16 protein-coding genes are annotated in these 16928 nt (G+C 66.3%); 7 read left to right on the top strand and 9 right to left on the bottom strand.

The annotated features are described in order from the left end of the window. The first annotated feature begins 16 nt into the window (after positions 1–16). The 5 genes from ACQY4Y_RS17590 to ACQY4Y_RS17570 all read left to right on the top strand — a co-directional run bounded on the left by ACQY4Y_RS17590 (position 17) and on the right by ACQY4Y_RS17570 (position 3592). Complete coding sequence (locus ACQY4Y_RS17590) at positions 17–187, top strand: DUF29 family protein (RefSeq protein ID WP_428491884.1); 171 nt, start codon at positions 17–19, stop codon at positions 185–187. Positions 188–306: 119 nt separating this feature from the next. Then, positions 307–447: a hypothetical protein gene (locus ACQY4Y_RS17585; protein WP_428491883.1), complete on the top strand. Its 141-nt coding sequence runs from the start codon at positions 307–309 to the stop codon at positions 445–447. Continuing rightward, a complete protein-coding gene (gene glpK / locus ACQY4Y_RS17580) occupies positions 437–1954 on the top strand; it encodes a glycerol kinase GlpK (RefSeq protein ID WP_428491882.1) in 1518 nt (505 codons plus the stop codon). Before ACQY4Y_RS17585 ends, glpK begins: the two co-directional genes overlap by 11 nt. A 213-nt stretch (positions 1955–2167) precedes the next feature. Then, a complete protein-coding gene (gene dnaN, locus ACQY4Y_RS17575; protein WP_428491881.1) occupies positions 2168–3292 on the top strand; it encodes a DNA polymerase III subunit beta in 1125 nt (374 codons plus the stop codon). Positions 3293–3409: 117 nt separating this feature from the next. Then, positions 3410–3592, top strand: a complete 183-nt coding sequence (locus ACQY4Y_RS17570; protein WP_428491880.1) for a hypothetical protein — start codon at positions 3410–3412, stop codon at positions 3590–3592. Here the strand turns inward: ACQY4Y_RS17570 and ACQY4Y_RS17565 are convergent. Next, positions 3579–3842 carry a hypothetical protein gene (locus ACQY4Y_RS17565; protein ID WP_428491879.1) on the bottom strand — a complete coding sequence of 88 codons (264 nt, stop codon included), beginning with the start codon at positions 3840–3842 and terminating at the stop codon, positions 3579–3581. The two genes, ACQY4Y_RS17570 and ACQY4Y_RS17565, sit on opposite strands and share 14 nt — an antisense overlap. On the opposite strand from ACQY4Y_RS17565, the gene recF reads away from it, so the two are divergent. Next, positions 3826–5313, top strand: a complete 1488-nt coding sequence (gene recF, locus ACQY4Y_RS17560; RefSeq protein WP_428491878.1) for a DNA replication/repair protein RecF — start codon at positions 3826–3828, stop codon at positions 5311–5313. The genes ACQY4Y_RS17565 and recF overlap by 17 nt on opposite strands. Positions 5314–5364: 51 nt before the next feature. Continuing rightward, entirely contained in the window at positions 5365–7815 is a 2451-nt protein-coding gene (gyrB, locus tag ACQY4Y_RS17555) for a DNA topoisomerase (ATP-hydrolyzing) subunit B (protein WP_428491877.1), read from the top strand. Positions 7816–8257: 442 nt separating this feature from the next. Here gyrB and ACQY4Y_RS17550 read toward each other — a convergent pair whose 3' ends face one another. From ACQY4Y_RS17550 to ACQY4Y_RS17515, 8 genes are all read right to left on the bottom strand, one after another. Next, positions 8258–8785, bottom strand: coding sequence for a hypothetical protein (locus ACQY4Y_RS17550; protein ID WP_428491876.1), 528 nt, complete (start codon positions 8783–8785; stop codon positions 8258–8260). Then, positions 8782–9237 carry a hypothetical protein gene (locus ACQY4Y_RS17545; RefSeq protein ID WP_428491875.1) on the bottom strand — a complete coding sequence of 152 codons (456 nt, stop codon included), beginning with the start codon at positions 9235–9237 and terminating at the stop codon, positions 8782–8784. Before ACQY4Y_RS17545 ends, ACQY4Y_RS17550 begins: the two co-directional genes overlap by 4 nt. Positions 9238–9355: 118 nt before the next feature. After that, positions 9356–10465: a hypothetical protein gene (locus ACQY4Y_RS17540; RefSeq protein WP_428491874.1), complete on the bottom strand. Its 1110-nt coding sequence runs from the start codon at positions 10463–10465 to the stop codon at positions 9356–9358. Between the two features lie 103 nt (positions 10466–10568). Next, positions 10569–11186, bottom strand: coding sequence for a hypothetical protein (locus ACQY4Y_RS17535; protein WP_428491873.1), 618 nt, complete (start codon positions 11184–11186; stop codon positions 10569–10571). Between the two features lie 93 nt (positions 11187–11279). After that, entirely contained in the window at positions 11280–11795 is a 516-nt protein-coding gene (locus ACQY4Y_RS17530) for a (2Fe-2S)-binding protein (RefSeq protein WP_428491872.1), read from the bottom strand. Then, positions 11792–14560 (bottom strand): xanthine dehydrogenase family protein molybdopterin-binding subunit, encoded by a 2769-nt coding sequence (locus tag ACQY4Y_RS17525; RefSeq protein ID WP_428491871.1) that lies wholly within the window; start codon positions 14558–14560, stop codon positions 11792–11794. The genes ACQY4Y_RS17530 and ACQY4Y_RS17525 overlap by 4 nt, the downstream gene beginning before the upstream one ends. Before the next feature lie 558 nt (positions 14561–15118). Beyond that, a complete protein-coding gene (locus ACQY4Y_RS17520; RefSeq protein ID WP_428491870.1) occupies positions 15119–15910 on the bottom strand; it encodes an NUDIX hydrolase in 792 nt (263 codons plus the stop codon). A gap of 54 nt (positions 15911–15964) precedes the next feature. Further along, entirely contained in the window at positions 15965–16831 is an 867-nt protein-coding gene (locus ACQY4Y_RS17515) for a DUF72 domain-containing protein (RefSeq protein ID WP_428491869.1), read from the bottom strand. Between the last annotated feature and the right edge of the window lie 97 nt (positions 16832–16928).

Genomic DNA, 16928 nt, shown 5'->3' with positions numbered 1-16928 from the left:
GAGATCGGAGAGGGGCATGAGCGATTATGACGCCGACATTCTCGTCTGGTCCGAGCACCAGGCCGATCTGCTGCGCCGCAGGGGCGCCGGCGAATTGGTCAACGAGGCGGATCTCGACTGGACCAACCTCGCCGAGGAGATTGCAGACGTGGGACGCAGCGAGGGAGTGCGATCGACTCCCATCTGACCTTGGCCCTGCTGCACGATCTCAAGGCCGAGGCCTGGCCAATGGCGACGGCAGTCTAGGGCTGGCGCGCGGAAGCACGATTGCACAGACGCCTGGCGCGACGAAGGTTCACCCCGGGCATGCGGCAACGTATCGACCTGGCCAGTCTCCATGTCGATGCAATCGCCGGCCTGCCCGACACCATCGACGGGCAACCGCGCCTGCCGGTGCCGGAGGTCTGCCCGGTGACCCTCGACGGACTGCTGAGCGATGGGCCATGACTTGAACGCAACGGCGCCGCATATCCTCGTCATCGACCAGGGCACGACATCCACCCGAAGCATCGTTTTCGACTCCGCGAGCACGCCGGTGGCGACCGCGCAGCAGGAATTCACCCAGCTCTACCCAAGGCCCGGCTGGGTCGAGCACGACGCCGAAGAAATCTGGGCAACCGTGCTCGACACCGCCCGGCAGGCAATCGCCACCGCCGGGTTGACCGCCGCCGACATCGCCGCCATCGGCATCGCCAATCAGCGCGAGACCGCGGTGGTCTGGGACCGCCGCACCGGCAAGCCGATCCATCACGCCATCGTCTGGCAGGATCGTCGCACCGCCGACCTCTGCGAACGACTGGAGCACACCGGGCATGCCGCGCTGGTCGCGGCCCGTTCCGGCCTGCTCCTGGACCCATACTTCTCGGCCACCAAGATCGCCTGGTTGCTGGACAACGTCGAAGGCGCACGCGCCGCCGCCGAGGCCGGGTCGCTGGCGTTCGGCACGATGGACAGTTTCCTGCTATGGCGGCTGACTGGCGGTGTGGTGCACGCCACCGATGCCACCAACGCCGCCCGCACCCTGCTGTTCGACATCCATCGCGGCGAATGGGATGCGGATCTGCTGGCGCTGTTCGGCGTTCCCCGCGCCATGCTTCCCAAGGTGCAGGACAGCGCCGCAAGCTTCGGCGCCACCACGGCGGACCTGTTCGGCGGTGCCATCGCGATCCGCGGCGTCGCCGGCGATCAGCACGCCGCGCTGATCGGGCAGGCGTGTTTCCGCCCCGGCATGGTCAAATCCACCTACGGCACCGGTTGCTTCGCCCTGCTCAACACCGGAACCACGGCGATCCCCAGCACCCACCGCCTGGTCACCACCATCGCCTACCAGTTGAACGGCGTGCGCACCTATGCGCTCGAGGGGTCGATCTTTGTCGCCGGCGCCGCCGTGCAGTGGCTGCGCGACGGTCTTGGACTGATCGCCTCCGCCGCCGAAACTGGCACGCTGGCGGCCGAAGCCGACCCGGCGCAGGCGGTCTACATGGTTCCCGCCTTCGTCGGCCTCGGCGCGCCCCACTGGGCCACTGACGCGCGCGCGCTCCTCACCGGCATGACCCGCGGCACCACCCGTCGCGAATTGGCCCGTGCCGTGCTTGAATGCGTCGCCTACCAGACCCGCGACCTGCTGGAGGCGATGCGCGCCGACCTCGGGTCCCAATGGACCGGCGATACCGTCATCCGGGTGGATGGCGGCATGAGCGCCAGCGATTGGACGATGCAGTTCCTTGCCGACATCCTGGCAGCGCCAGTCGACCGCCCGGCCCTGCATGAGACCACCGCGCTGGGGGCGGGCTACCTGGCCGGCATGGCGGCCGGCGTGTATCCGGACATCGAGACGTTCGCCGCGGGCTGGACGGCGGAACGGCGCTTCCGACCGACGATGGCAGAGCCTGAGCGTGCCGAAAAGTATCGAGGTTGGCAGGACGCGGTGGCACGCACTCTACTGCGCCCCTGACCGCCGACCGGGCAACGACGCTTTCCGCCTCGCTCCGCCAGGCGGACCACCGGCGCCCGATACTCCGGACAAACGCCAAGCCAAAACCTTGGCGCATGCACGACGGTCCTTGGCGGAACGCCAGGCGAATTGCTACACTGGCAGGTGCGATTCGCCTGCTTCCTCGCCGTGCGGGGGTCAGAAGCGGCGGCCCGACCTGAGTAGGAACCGATCATGAAGCTCAAGGCCGACCGCGCCACCTTGATCAAGGCGCTGGCCCACGTCCAGAGCGTGGTGGAGCGCCGCAACACGATCCCCATTCTGGCCAACGTCATGATCGCCGTACGCGACGGCAAACTGACGCTGACCGCCACCGACATGGAAATCGCCATCGTCGAGGATGTGCCCGCCGCATCGTCACGCAACGGGGCCTGCACCGCGCCGGCCGCCACGCTGTATGAGATCGTCCGCAAGCTGCCGGACGGCGCCGAAGTCGAACTCGATCATCCCGGCGGCGATGCCCAGCTCGCTTTGCGCGCCGGACGCTACGACACCAAGCTGACAGTGCTGCCGGTCGAGGATTTTCCGTCGATGACCGCCGGCAGCCTGCCGCACAAATTCGGCGTGACGGCGCACATGCTGCGCGCCTTGATCGACCGCACCAAGTTCGCCATCAGCACCGAGGAAACCCGCTACTACCTCAACGGCATCTACTTGCACCACGCCGACAGCGAGGGCACCCCGGTGCTGCGCGCGGTTGCCACCGACGGCCACCGGCTGGCTCGGGTCGAGGAACCGCTGCCCGAAGGCGCCACATCCATGCCCGGCGTCATCATTCCGCGCAAGACCGTCAACGAACTGCGAAAACTGCTCGATGAGGTGACCGGCAACGTGGAGGTCGCGCTGTCCGATACCCGCATCCAGTTCCGCGCCGACCAGATGCTGCTGACCAGCAAGCTGATCGATGGAACCTTCCCCGAATACGAGCGGGTGATCCCGCGCGGCAACGACAAGGTGCTGCGCGTCGGCAAGAAGGATTTCGCCGACGCGGTCGGCCGCGTGGCGGCGATTTCGGCGGAACGGTCGCGCCCGGTGAAACTGTCGCTGGCACGCGATCTGCTGGTGCTTTCGGCTTCCAGCCCCGAACAGGGCACCGCCACCGAAGAACTCGACGCGGAGCGCGTGAAATACGATGCCGGGCCGCTCGAAATCGGCTTTCAGGCCCGCTACCTGAACGACATTACCGACCAGATCCCCGAGCAGGTGGAATTTCGCTTCTCCGACGGTTCGGCGCCGACGGTGGTGCAGGACGCCGGCGATGCCAGTGCGCTTTATGTGCTGATGCCGATGCGGGTTTAGCGCGACCCTTGGTCGCGCGTGCTCGCTCACTGTGGCAGCGGCTGCCCATCGAAATATCGAAGTTGAACGCCAGGCAATATCGCGTTCCATTCCGACCGTCGCACGATCGAAGCTGCCATGACCACCTTGACCATCACCGCCAAGGGTCAGGTTACCTCGCGCAAGGGTGTGCTGGCCCATCTCGGCGTCCGACCGGGTTACAAAGTCAGCTTGGAGAAACTTCCCATCGGTCGGATCGAGGTCAAAATCGGCGCGGCCGGCTGCTCGGATCTCGGACGTCTTCGGCCTATTGAAAAGTGATAACGGGCTGTTGGTTGCGATCGATGAGATGAACCAGGTCAGTGCCGAGGGCTGGGCCGGCAAACGGTGAAGCTGACCGCCAGTTGGCGATCAGTTCCATCCCGCCGCGGGTAACGGGATTGTTGACCCAGCCCCCCGCCGACGCGCCCATAACCGAGAAAATGATGCCGAATTCCCGCCGAATCGTCAGGTTGTCGATCGCCAGCGCCGAGCGGTCGAAGTAGTTCAGCGCGATGGCGGCGGTCGCCAACCCGACGGCGATCCATCGCATCCTCGACGAAATCCTGGGTGACGCCGCACCGACCGCCATGGCCCCATCGGTTTTGCCCGCGCAGTGCTTCACCCGGTTATCGGTTCCCCGTTATCCGTTCCGGGGCGACGATCCCAACATGGCTCGACCATGCTGGCAGGACCAACGCCTTCACGCTGAGGCGCGGTATCGCCATGTTCAAGCCGTGCTCCGCCTCAGTCGCCTCACCCTGACCGATTTCCGCAACTACACCGCGCTGACCTGGCGGCCGGCGACGCGGATCAGCGTGCTGTATGGCCCCAACGGTAGCGGCAAGACCAACCTGCTGGAGGCGCTGTCCCTGTTGGTGCCCGGCCGCGGCCTGCGCGGCGCGCGGCACGCCGACCTGGCGCGCCAAGGGGGCGCCGGCGGCTGGGCGGTAAACGCCCGTTTCCACACCCGCAACGGCGAGACCAGTCCCGGCAGCGGCGAAGCCAGCCCCGGCAACGGCGAAATCAACATCGGTACCGGCACCGACGCCGACACCGACCGACGGGTGTTTCGCCTGGACGGCAGCACTACGCGCAGCCAGGCCGACATCGCTCGTGTGGTCGCCGCGGTCTGGCTGACGCCGCAGATGGACCGATTGTTCCAGGATGGCCTGACCGGCCGCCGCCGCTTCCTCGACCGCCTGGTGTGGGCGCTGGAGCCCGGCCACGCCCGCGAAATAGCGGCCCACGACACCGCCGTCCACAGCCGCAATCGCCTGCTGGCGCAGCGTAGGCCAGGGAACGCCCCAGCGGGCGGTTCAGGGACAGACCCAACGGCGGCCGCCAGGAGTCCCCAGCATGGCTCCTGGCTGGCCGGCCTGGAGGACGCGATCGCCCGCCACGCTGTCGCCGCCTCCGCCGCTCGCCTTGACCTGGTGACTCGGCTCAACGCGCAGATCGAGGTCAGCCTCGCCCAGGCGTTCCCACCAAGCCGCATCAGCCTGGCCTGCCCGATCGTCGAGCGGCTGACCTCGCTGCCGGCATTGGCGGTGGAGGACTGGTTGCGCGCCGGGTTGGAGGCCGATCGGGCGCGCGACGCGGCGGCCGGAATAACCGCTCTCGGAGCGCACCGTTGCGACATGCGGCTGACCGATGTCTCCACCGGCACACCGGCTGCGCTGGCCAGCACCGGCCAGCACAAGGCGCTGCTGATCGGCATCGTGCTGGCGCATGCCGGCCTGATCGCCTCGGCGCGCGGCTTTGCCCCGCTGTTGCTGCTGGATGAACCGTCGGTTCACCTGGACGCTGGCCGGCGAGCCGCGCTATGGAACGTTCTGGTCACGTTGCCGGCGCAGGTCATCGTCACCGGCACCGATGCCGACACCTTCCTGCCGCTGGCGGCGCACGCCGAGGCGCTGCTGACAGGCGCTGGCGACCTGCTCGCCGACAGTCGTTTTATTCGGTCCGAAACCGATCGAACCCCTGTCCCCGCACCCCGCTAGATGCTATCTATCTAGAGTATCAATCGCACCGCATGGAGTCGCCCCCCCGGCATGTCCGACAACGCCGCGCCGCCCCCCGATTCCGACTCCTCTGGGTCCGACCCCGAAGCCTACGATGCCGCCTCGATCTCGGTGCTCAGGGGCCTCGACGCCGTGCGCCGCCGCCCGGGCATGTACATCGGCGATACCGACGACGGTTCGGGGCTTCATCACATGGCGTTTGAGATCATCGACAACGCGGTCGATGAGGTCCAGGCCGGCTTTGCCGCCCGCGTCGAACTGACCCTGAACGGCGACGGCAGCGTCACCGTGCGCGATGACGGACGCGGCATCCCGACCGATATCCATCAGGAAGAAGGCATCTCGGCGGCCGAGGTGGTACTGACCCGCCTGCACGCCGGCGGCAAGTTCAACCAGAACTCCTACAAGGTGTCCGGCGGCCTGCACGGCGTCGGCGCCGCCGTGGTGAACGCGCTGTCGGAATGGATGGAGGTGAGGATTTGGCGCCTCGGGCAGCAGCACCGCATCCGCTTCCAGCACGGCGACCCCGACGGCCCACTGGAAATCGTCGGCCCAGCCGATCGCGGCAGCGGCACCGAGGTCACCTTCAAACCCAGCCCCGGCACCTTCACCAAGACCGAGTTCGACTACACCTTGTTGGAACGCCGGCTTCGCGAGCTGGCCTTCCTCAACTCCGGGATGACCATCGTGCTGCGCGACGAGCGTCATTCGCCGGCCGTGGAAAGCGTCATGCGTTACGATGGCGGGCTGGTGGCCTTCGTCGAGTGGCTGGACCGTTCCAAGGTGGCGGTGTTCACGCCACCGATCAGCCTGCGCACCGCCGATGACCAAATGGGCATCCGAGCGGAATTCGCGCTGTCATGGAATGACAGTTTCCATGAAACGATGCTGTGCTTCACCAACAATATTTCCCAACGTGACGGCGGCTCCCACCTCGCCGGCTTCCGCCAGGCGCTGACCCGCGTGGTGACGAAATACGCCCAGGGCATGGGCAAGAGGGATTCGCTCGAACTGGTCGGTGAGGACATGCGCGAGGGCATGACCGCGGTGCTGTCGGTCAAGGTGCCGGACCCGAAATTCTCCTCCCAGACCAAGGACAAGCTGGTCTCGTCGGAAGTTCAGCCGGTGGTCCAGGCCGCGGTCGCCGATGCCGTGTCGCACTGGTTCGAGACCCATCCGAAAGAGGCCAAGGGCATCATCCAGAAGGTGATGGACGCCGCCTCCGCGCGCGAGGCCGCCCGCAAAGCGCGCGAACTGACCCGGCGCAAGGGCGTGCTGGATGTCTCCACCCTGCCCGGCAAGCTGGCCGACTGCCAGGAACGCGACCCCGCCAAGTGCGAAATCTTCATCGTCGAGGGTGACAGCGCCGGCGGGTCCGCCAAACAGGGGCGCGACCGCAAGTTCCAGGCGATCCTGCCGCTGAAGGGAAAGATCCTGAATGTCGAGCGCGCCCGCTTCGATCGCATGCTGGGCAGCCAGGAAATCGGCACGCTGATCACCGCGCTGGGCACCGGTATCGGCCCTGGCGCGGTCGAACAGGGCGGCTTCGACGCCGCCAAGCTGCGCTACCATCGCATCGTCATCATGACCGACGCCGACGTCGACGGCTCGCATATCCGCACGCTGTTGCTGACCTTCTTTTTCCGCCAGATGCGCGACCTGATCGAGCGCGGGCATCTATATATCGCCCAGCCGCCGCTGTATCGCGCCAAGCGCGGCAACGACGAGCGCTATCTGAAGGACGACAACGCGCTGGAATCCTTCCTGTTGGACAAGGCCCTGGCCGACGCGCGTCTGACCTACGCCAACGGCGACGTGCATGAAAAGGACGACCTGCGGCGCGAGGTCAACCTGCTGCGCGAGGCGTCCAACAACCTAAAGCGGCTGTCCTCGGTCATTCCGGTCGCGTTGCTTGAACAGGCGGCGATCGCCGGCGTGCTGACCCCCGACGCGGTCCGCGCCACCGCCGCCGCGCCGGAATTCGCGACCCGCCTGAACGCGGTCTCCTTGCCGACCGAACAAGGCTGGGTGGTCAGCGCCGACCACGGCCTGACGCTGTCGCGCACCGTGCGCGGCGTGGCCGAACGCTATGCCCTGGAACCGTCTGCCCTGCGCAGCGCCGAGGCGCGCTGGCTGGCGGAACGCGCCACCGCGCTGGCCCAGCGCTTCAGCGTCCCGGCTAAACTGAAGCTGGATTCGCAGGAGCCGTCGGTGGCCGGCCCGGCAACAACCTATGACCGCATTATCGCGCACGGCCGGCGCGGACTGTCGGTGCAGCGCTTCAAGGGGCTGGGGGAGATGAACCCCGATCAGCTCTGGCAGACCACGCTGGACCCGCAGGTGCGGACCTTGCTGCAGGTTAAGGTGGGCGATTCGGAGGATGCCGCGCAGGTGTTCAGCACGCTAATGGGCGACGTGGTGGAACCGCGGCGGGACTTCATCGTGGGGAATGCGTTGAAGGTAGCGAATTTGGATGTTTAGGGTGCTGGCGATTCTGGGACAATCTCTCAGCACCTGATCATAGCTCCTGCCGTAACGGAAAGAGCGAGCCTCTGTATAGGCACCGCCACTCCTCCGCCTGGGGTCCTGAGAGGATCTTGCGAAGATCTCCGGGCTTGTTCGAAACTGACTTTGGCCAGATCGCTAAAACTTTATAAAGCTCGGGCAGGTTGCAGCGTGAAAACGTAAAGACCTTGATGAAATTGAGACAAGGCGACCATCGTAGTCTTCTCAGCAGAATTGTAACTATATGCAAACTGTCTCTCGGAGGTCTTTCTGCCTTGTCGAAGGCCATTGTATCCAGGCAGCGTTTTGAGCATTGCGTCCGCGTGCTCCTGGGATAGCGCCTTGTTCAGAAACCACGAGGTTGTAACCATACCGTCCAGAGTTAGGGCGTGGCCTATGTGCTCGCGATAAAGGGCCATTATAATGTATCGAACAGTGCGCGTGTGTCGGTGAGCCATACGGCGTCGAGTTTCTTTATCGCCTGCAACACCCGGCGCATCGCGAGCGCGCCGGACGGGGTGCCGACGACGAACGGATGCAGGCCGATGGCGACCACGGTTGCCTCGCGGCGCGGATCAGCGGTTACTTCGTGGGCTGGTTCGGTGACGTAGTCGATCCAGAGTCGCTCAAGATCGACCGGTTCCAGGCCACGCGTGAGGTAGTGGCCCATGTCGACCGTTACTGCCGGATAAGGAATTTGCAGCAGTGGCCCGGACGGCGAGTGCAACAGCGATAAGACATCTGAATCCATCCCGTCCAGCGTGTAACGAATGCCTTCCGCCGTGGTCGCGGAAAACGTGTCGATGTTTGGGTAGACGCTGGGGCTGGACCAGCCGATGGGCCGCTCCCCGGTGTCGCGCTCGATCATGTCGAGCGTGCGCTTGATGTAGGCCTCCTGGGCGGCGAGGCCCTGGGTAAGCGGGAGCAGTTGCGTCGAGTTGTTCATGCCGTGGCCGAGGATCGGCGCGCGCGGCGCGGTGGCGCGGAGCTCCCGCCAGACCTGGGATAGCTGGAGGGGAACAGGGCGTTGAGCGCGAAGCTGAGGGGTACGCCTTGTTCCCGGAAAAGTCGGCCGACGCGTGGTAGTCCCCATTCGATGGCGTATTGCCGAAACGCACCGTTCACTACGTCGGGGTCACGCGAGGTCATGTCGTCGCGCAGGTTCGGGCCGCGGCCAGGGCCCCATACCTCGACATAAAGCACGAAGATCACGGCAACCTTCTTGTTGCCTGGCCATGCTTTCACATGCAAGTCCTCGCGCGGCAGACCGGTCAGCCAGTCCGGTGCGGTTTGTGCCGAAGCCGGTTGCGGAGCGATCATCCCCAGCACGGCGAGTTGACCGAGCAGCAGTGCTCGGGGCGCGCCGCGCGAAAGCCAGGAGCGGCAACGCACGGCCATGGATTTGATCATGCGTCAGACTTGATCATGCGTCGGGCGCTCGGTGTGGGATTGTCGGATGTCAAGCCGAGCCTGGGCTTGGCCGGAACAGACCTCCCCGAAGCGGGCCCCGCCGGCATCATGGCAGATCGGCGAGCGAGGTCGGGCCGGGGCCGGGCGTGACCAGGGTTGGCCATTGGTGCGAGCCGAATGGCACCTTGGGCGGAAGATTTGTGGTCATGCCGCGCGCCTTGGTCTCGGCTTCGATGCTGTCGCGGGCGTCGCCACCCATCAGCTCGTAATCCATCAGATAGCGGCTGTGGAAGAACGTTTCGCCTACCGTGCGATCAGCGATGATGCGGGTGAGCGACTCCAGCATGTCCTGCGGGGTCGAGGTGAACGAGACCGTTTCGATCAGGATGAGCCGCGAATTGATGTCGTTCGGGCCGAAGAACTGGGCGAGGATGCTGAACAGAACGTTATTCTGCCGGGCTACATAGATCGTATTGCTGGCGGCATAGAGCTTGCTCCAGTCAGGGCCGAGCTGCTTTTTCCAATCCGCTAGCACGCCCATCCAGTGCTTTACCTGGGTATCGGCGGCCCATTTGATGTCTAGTTTCAAACGATCCTTTTGCTTGGCGGCGAAATCCTGCATATCGGCGAAGCTGACGGTCTGGCCGGCGGTGACCTTGTCGATGAACGCGATGTTCTCGGCGATCAGCGCGCGATTGTTGTCGCGCCATTCGACCGGCATGCTGGTGTTGTCGAGGCTTGCCTGCGCCGCCTTCAGCCGTTCCCGGTAGGCGAGCAGCGAGGGCTGGAACGAGACGTCATGCTGCTTGCCGATATGCGGCCCCACCACGACGCCCAACGCCATGACACTGTGGCCGACCGATTTGAGCAACTGATAGACCTCGGGCACCGGCGGCCCCTCCAGCGGCGGCTGACCCGGCCGATAGAGGATGAAGCGTCCTCCCGCGCCGGAGAACAGGCCGAGGATCACCGGGTGCTGCGCCAGCATGCTGCTCTGCACCAGGGTGCCGGCTTCGCCATAGAGCTCGAACATGCCGGCGTTGAGAGCCAGGATGTTCTGCTTCGCACTGGCGGCGGCATCGGGCACCTTCGCGCCGACAATGACATTCATGTAGTCCGGAACGGTGGACTGGGTCTGGGCGCAGGCAGAGCCGAGGGTCGCGGCGGCGCAAACCACGGCCGACAGCAACGCGTTCGTCTTGAGCCAGTTCTTCATCGGTTTCTCCAATTCCGGGGATTCTCCAATTCCGGCGATCTGACCGTCGCCCACGTTATCCAGTCGAAGGCCACCGCGGTGGCGGCCGGGATTTCGAGCTGCGTTACGGGCATGCGGCGCCGCTTTCGGCCCAGGCTTCGACCAGGGCGCCGGCCTGTTTCTGCGTGCCCGGCGCCGGCGTGCGACCAGCCCCGGGTGCCCAGGCCCAGCCGACCAGGGAATCGGTGCCGATATGCACGACCAGATCGTGCAACGAGCGGCCGCCGTTGCGCTTGGGATCCTTGATCTGGGCGCAGATCTCGGAGACGGATTTGCCTTCCCAGGCCATCTCGGCGGGTGCGAGATGCCATTCCTTGTGCCCGGGCATGCGGGCGGGGTCGAAATTGGCGTTGCGATGGCAGCTTGTGCAGCGCATCGCCGGCAACCCGAAGCCGTCGGCGCCACGAAACACCGGCGGCTGGTGCAGCCTCGCCTCGTCGCCCTGGCGCGGCCGGTCGGTGCGCGGGTGGCAGTTGGTGCAGCGCGGATTGGTCAGCACCTTGCCCAACTCGGTGAAATAGGCTGCCGAGCGCGCCTTGGGATCGGCGATGGAGGCGAAATCGGCAGGCGCGGCCAGGGTTTTTGCATCGCTGGGCAGCACCGAGCGAGCAACAGAGCGAGGGGCAAATGCAGCCGCTAGCAGGGTGACCACGATGAGCGCGCGAAGCCGCCATTGCGTCATCGTTGCAATCCTGCCCGGCGCGGCGGGACCTGGTTTCCTTGCGTTATCGCATGGTTTACCGGGCTCATATGGTCCGCCTCGCACGATCATCTCCTAGGCGAGATAACGGGAGGGGTCGGCCAGGACGACCTCGCGCACCGCCTGATGGTACTTTACGTATCCGGAACAGCGGCACAGATGGCCGTCCAGCGCCTCGGCGATGGTGCGCTCGACGTCCTCTCGGGCGATCGGCGTCCTGGCAAGCCGTTCCAGCAGCACCTGCGCCTCATTGAGGAAGCCCGGCGTGCAATAGCCGCATTGAAAGGCGAAATGCTCGATGAAGCTGACCTGCAGCTTTGTGAGCACGCCGGACGCGGCGTGGCTCTCGACGGTGCGTATCCTGGCGCCCTGGAAGTCGAGGGCAGCGGCGATGCAGGTCGGCCTGGTGGCGCTGCTGCCATCGTCAGCATCGACGATCACCGCGCAGCTGAGGCACTGGGCGGCGCCGCAGCCGAACTTGGTGCCGGTCATGCCCAGCACCTCGCGGAGGAAATCGTTCATCGAGAGGTCGTCGCACACCTCGATCGGGCCGACGGTGCGGCCATTGATGGTCAGGCTGAGCGCGGTCACGCGAGCACTCCCTTGATCATCGCCGCGGTCACCGGCAGGGATTGGAAACGGTGGCCGGTGGCGTCGCGGATCGCGTTGAGCAGGGCGGGGACGACGGGGATCATCACCACCTCGGCCATGCCCTTGGGTGGCTCGCGCGGTGACAGCGGCGGCAGGATGTCGATCTCGAGATCGTGCAGCGGCAGGTCAGAGGCGCGGGCCACCACGTAGCGTCCGAGGTTCCAGTTGCCATTGCCGGGACCGTCCTCGAACGGCGGGAGGAATTCCAGCAGCGCCTGGCCGACGCCCATGGCGAAGCCGCCTTGTGCCTGGCCGAGCACGATCTGCGGCACCAGCGCCTCGCCGCATTCGACGACGCTGTAGGCCTTGGCGATGCGCAGTGCGCCGGTGGCGCACTCGATCTCGACGCGCACCGTGGTGCCGCACATGGAGGCGAAGGCGGTGCCGATGCGGTTATATTCGGTGGGGGGAAACGCCGCCGCCTTGCGGTCGAGCACCTGGAATGGGCCGGCGCCGCGGCGCACCGCCAGGGCGTCGATATCGGCGGACCATTCTTCGCCCTGAAGGCTGAAGCTGGCCTGCGACCAGGCCCAGCGCGAAAAGGCGTGGGTCATGGCAGCGGTGACGCCGCCCTGGCGGTGCGCCTCGGCGGCAATCGCTTTCAACGGCAAGGGCAACAGGCCAGAGAGCACGAGCATCTGATCCTGCCAGAAGGCGTCGCGCCATTGCAGGGCGCGCGGATCGGCCGGTGCGATGCCCCAGAGTGCCAGCGCGGCAGGCCACAAGCCGAAGCGGAACACCACGCGCGCCGCCTCGGCCGCCGCCTGGGTGCCGACGTGGGCGCCGATCGAGGCGCTGGTGGCCGAGGAGATGGACGGAACCCAGCGCGGAAGGGCCGCCGCCTTGTCCTGTTCTTTCTGGGTCATTGAATAGGGATCGCCGGAGGTGACCAGGCCGAGCGCATCAAACACGCCGACCTGGGCGACTGTGACCGCCTCGGCCTGGGCGCCGATATGGCCGGCGACACGGTTGGCGAGCGCGGTGCCGATGCCGTTGCCCATCTCCACAGCGTCTCCGTGGATGGAGACGCGGCCTTCGGCATCGATCTCGACGGTGCCGAGCGAGCAGTCGGCGCCGGTGCCGTAGTCCTTGCTGGCGCAGGCGACGCCGGTGCCGATGAGGAAGCCAGGCCGCGCCTTGGCTTTTTCCGCCGCGCGCTGACGCCAGATCGGGTGGCGGTCGAGCCGATCGAGGATTTCCGGGGCGCGCACCGAGACCGACAGCGGATTGCCGGTCAGCGTGCGGCCGCCGACCTTGAGCGCGTTGCGGCGGCGGAATTCGATCGGGTCGAGTTGCAGGGTCGTGCAGACCTCATCGATCAGGGTTTCCAGCGCGGTCAGGCCCTGCACCGTGCCGTAGCCGCGCATCGAGCCGGCGGTGACGCCGCGGGTATGTTCGGCGACAGTGGTCACATCGACCTTTGGCACGTCGTACATGCCGATGGCACCGGTCGCCGCCACCACGGCGACGCTGACCGAATAGTTCATCAGTCCGCCGCCATCGAGCACGTGGTCGGCGGCGAAGGCGGTGATCCGGCCGCTGGCTCGGTCGACCGCGATCTGGTTGCGGATCTTGAAGGCGTGGCGCTTGATGCCGCCCTGGAACTGCTGGAAGCGGTCATGCGCGAGCCGCACGGCGCGGCCGGGTAAGAACATCGCCGCCAGGGCGACGTAGAGCGGAAACGGCGTGTGGTCGCGGCCGCCGAAGCCGCCGCCGACATAGCAGAACTGGCCGTCGATGCGGGCCGGCTTGAAGTCCGCGATGGCTTCGCCCAGCAGGGTGGCGATGGCGCTTGCCGCCTCGAAGGGCGACTGCACGCCGAGCACGATCTCGAGCTTTTTGGCGGTTGGCTCGAAGTAGCCCATGCCGGCTTCGGGCTCGAGGAACATCGGGTCGATCGACTGGGTCTGGAACGAGCGATCGAGCACCAGCAGCGCCGGATCGGGTTTGGCGAGCTGGTGGCGTATCGCGGCGCCGTGGGTGGCGCCTTTGACGTATTCGGGGCCCTTGGCGTCCGGCAGCACCTGCCAGACGGGCCTGCCATTGCTCTCAACGAAGCCGGGGCTGATCCAGCCCTCCTGGATCGGGGAATAGACGTCCGGCGCGTCCGGGGTGGGGCCGGCGACGCGGGTGAAGCGGAAGGCGCCGTAGTTGGGGCCCGCCACCGGGCCGGTCTCGGCACCGAAATGCAGATAGTTGCCGTCCCGCATGGCGACCCGGGAGCGGTCATAATCGTCGAAGCTGTCGAAGATCAGCAGCGCGACCGGCTGGCCGAGGTAGAGCGGTGTGGTGCCGGGCGGGCAGAACAGATCGCCGGCGTAGAACTCGGGGACGCGCGCGCCGATGCGGGTGATATCCGGCGCGGTGATGACCACGGCCGGCCTGGCGATCCTGGCGAGGCGGTCGAGGTCGAGGCCTTGATACACATGGCTGGCATCGGGTGAGCGCACCAGGAGCGCGTGATGGGTCTCGGCGGGCCAGCCGGGCAGATCAGGGCTGCGAAAGTCTGATGCGTAGAGCTTGGCGCCGGTCACCTTGGCGACCCCGTCGACACGGCCGAGGGCGGGATGGCGGATCCCCCGACCCGGCAGGGTCTCGCGTTCGAGGAAGCTTGGAATCGCTGCGTCGGCGAGCCGGGTCATGCTGAGCGCGATACCGCTGACCGTGCCCCATTTGATCAACTCGCGCCGCGAGAACCGCATCATGTCGTATCCAAAAAGGAATCAGCTCGCTACCGAACCGTTGCTTTAGACCGAAGTACACCATTTGCATACCATTATAATTATGACTAAGGCTCTTTTCCTATGCGGATCGATAGGCATGGCGTCTCGGTTTCTGGGTTCACGCTTGATCCTGTGTCGCCGCCTGGCGAACGGCGCGAGGCGCCGGACAGAGCCGTTACGCTGACGGTCCGGCGGCGGATGTGACTTCGTGGGCCATGCGTCGGACGCGATCCACACGCGCCGCGACGGTCAGCGTTTGAGGAAGGATGACTGCGATGAGATCATCATCGACCTGGTCGGTCGCGGGGGCTCGACCCAGCTAAGCCATGCGCCAGAACAGGCTGCGCTGCGATGACCTTTGCATGGCTGATTTCACCCGACCGATCGAGACTATCCGGTCGCGACACCGGGATGTCTCGGATATTGCATTGCGCGGCGGCTTCATGGAGATGCCGACGTTCAACCGGATGTCCGAGAAGCGCTTCGGAGGGTCGTCGAGCGAAGCTCGGGGCGCGGCGTGCGGGAGTGGGCGGGTGACGTTTACGATGCCGGCATGAAATCGACGATGAATTCGGTGCCGCCGTAGTCGGCTTCCTGCGGGATGCGCAGCAGGCGCTTGCTGCCGTCGAGCTTGCTGCCTTTGGGTTGCACGGTCACCACGCTGGCGCCGCGCGCGGTCTGCATGGCTTGGTGCACGTTGCGTGAGCGGCCGAGCTTTTCCAGGTTCTTGGCGGTGGCGAACACCAGCTTGAAGCGGCCCGCCTCGGTGTCGGCCAAGGCTCGAGCCGGGGTGATCCAGACCGATTCGACGGCTTCGCGGCCGTCGTGCACCGCCAGATGTTCAATCGGCGCCTCGGCCAGGAAGAAATGCGTATCGTAGCGTTTCGGCTGGGTCGAGGGGGTGATCCAATGGGCGAAGTGCACCAGCAGGTCGGGCGCCGGCAGCAGGCCCTCGGACCCCAGCACGGCGTCGAAGCCGATCGAGCCGGCGTTGAGCGCGGCGCGGTGCTGATCCTCCAGCCGTTTCAGGGTGGCGGCATCGATGAGCGCGTCGGATCCGAGCGGACGGGCGAGCAGCACGCCGCATTCCTCGAAGGTCTCGCGGATCGCCGCGACCCGGAATGCCAGCGCCTCGGGATCCAGCCGGGCGGGATTCGGGCAGGCCCCGGCGGCCAGTTCCTGATCGGATTCCTCGACCCGGCCGCCGGGGAACACCAGGGCGCCGGCGGCGAAGTCGATGGCGTGATGGCGGACGACCATGAACACCTCGATTCCGTCCGGCCCGTCGCGCAGCAGCATGATGGTGGCGGCGGGTCTGGCGGGTGCTTCCATGATCTTGTCCTGTCCGATGTCGAGATCCGAGGTTAGCCGCGCATGGCCCAGCGGTCACGCGCGCAGGCGGCGAATCAGCTCCATTGCGTTGGCCGGAGCGCGCACCTTCATGTCATTGTCAAAAAACACGAACACGTCGCGCTTGCGTGCCCTGGCCTTACCACCGACGCGGTCGGTGGATTTCGGCTCCTCGCCGCGGGCCCAGACCTTGCTGCGCTGGCCCCATTCGTCGAGCGCGGCATGGTCGTAGCCGCTGGCGTAGAGTTCCCGCGAGCCGTGCAGGCGGCAGTAGACGAAATCGGCGGTGACATCCATCAGTCGCGGCCAGGCTACCGAATCGGCGCACACCAGGGCGACGTCGTGGGCGCGCAGCAGTTCGATGAACTCGGCGCAGCGAAAGCTGTCGTGGCGGATCTCGAGGGCGTGGCGCATCGGGCGGCGGATGTCGACCTCGAGCCAGGCGGGGGCGCGCAGGCGGTTGTCGTGGTTGCGGCCGAGCGCCGCGGCGTGGCCGGTGTCGCGTGGCAGCAGCTTGAGGAAACGCTCGATGCGGGGCGGGTCGAAGCGGAAATTGGCCGGCAACTGCCACAGGATCGGGCCCAGATGCACGCCCAGCCGCAGCAGCCCTGAGGCGATGAAGTTGGCCACCGCGACCTGGGCGTCGCGCAGCCGCAGGACATGGGTGATATAGCGCGGCGCCTTGACCGCGAAGACGAACTCGGCGGGCACCTGCTCGGCCCAACTGGCGAACACCTCGGGGCGCTGCATGGCGTAGAACGTGCCGTTGATCTCGATGGCGCGGACCTGGCCGGCGGCGTAGGCCAGTTCCTGCTCGCGCTTGACGTGGCTGGGGTAGAACACGCCGCGCCAGGGGGCATAGGTCCAGCCGGAGATGCCGACGCGGATCACCCCGGCGGTCATGTTCGATCGAGGGTCGCGAGGGGGGGCATGGGCAGATCACCGCACAATTCGCCGCGCGGGGGAAATCTTACCCTATCGAGCCGTTCGTGCGACCGCG

Origin of the sequence: Rhodopila sp., assembly GCF_965277165.1 — a bacterium.
Classification (GTDB): domain Bacteria; phylum Pseudomonadota; class Alphaproteobacteria; order Acetobacterales; family Acetobacteraceae; genus Rhodopila.
Note: the sequence above shows the minus strand (reverse complement) of the source record. Positions and strands in the feature narration are given on the sequence as shown.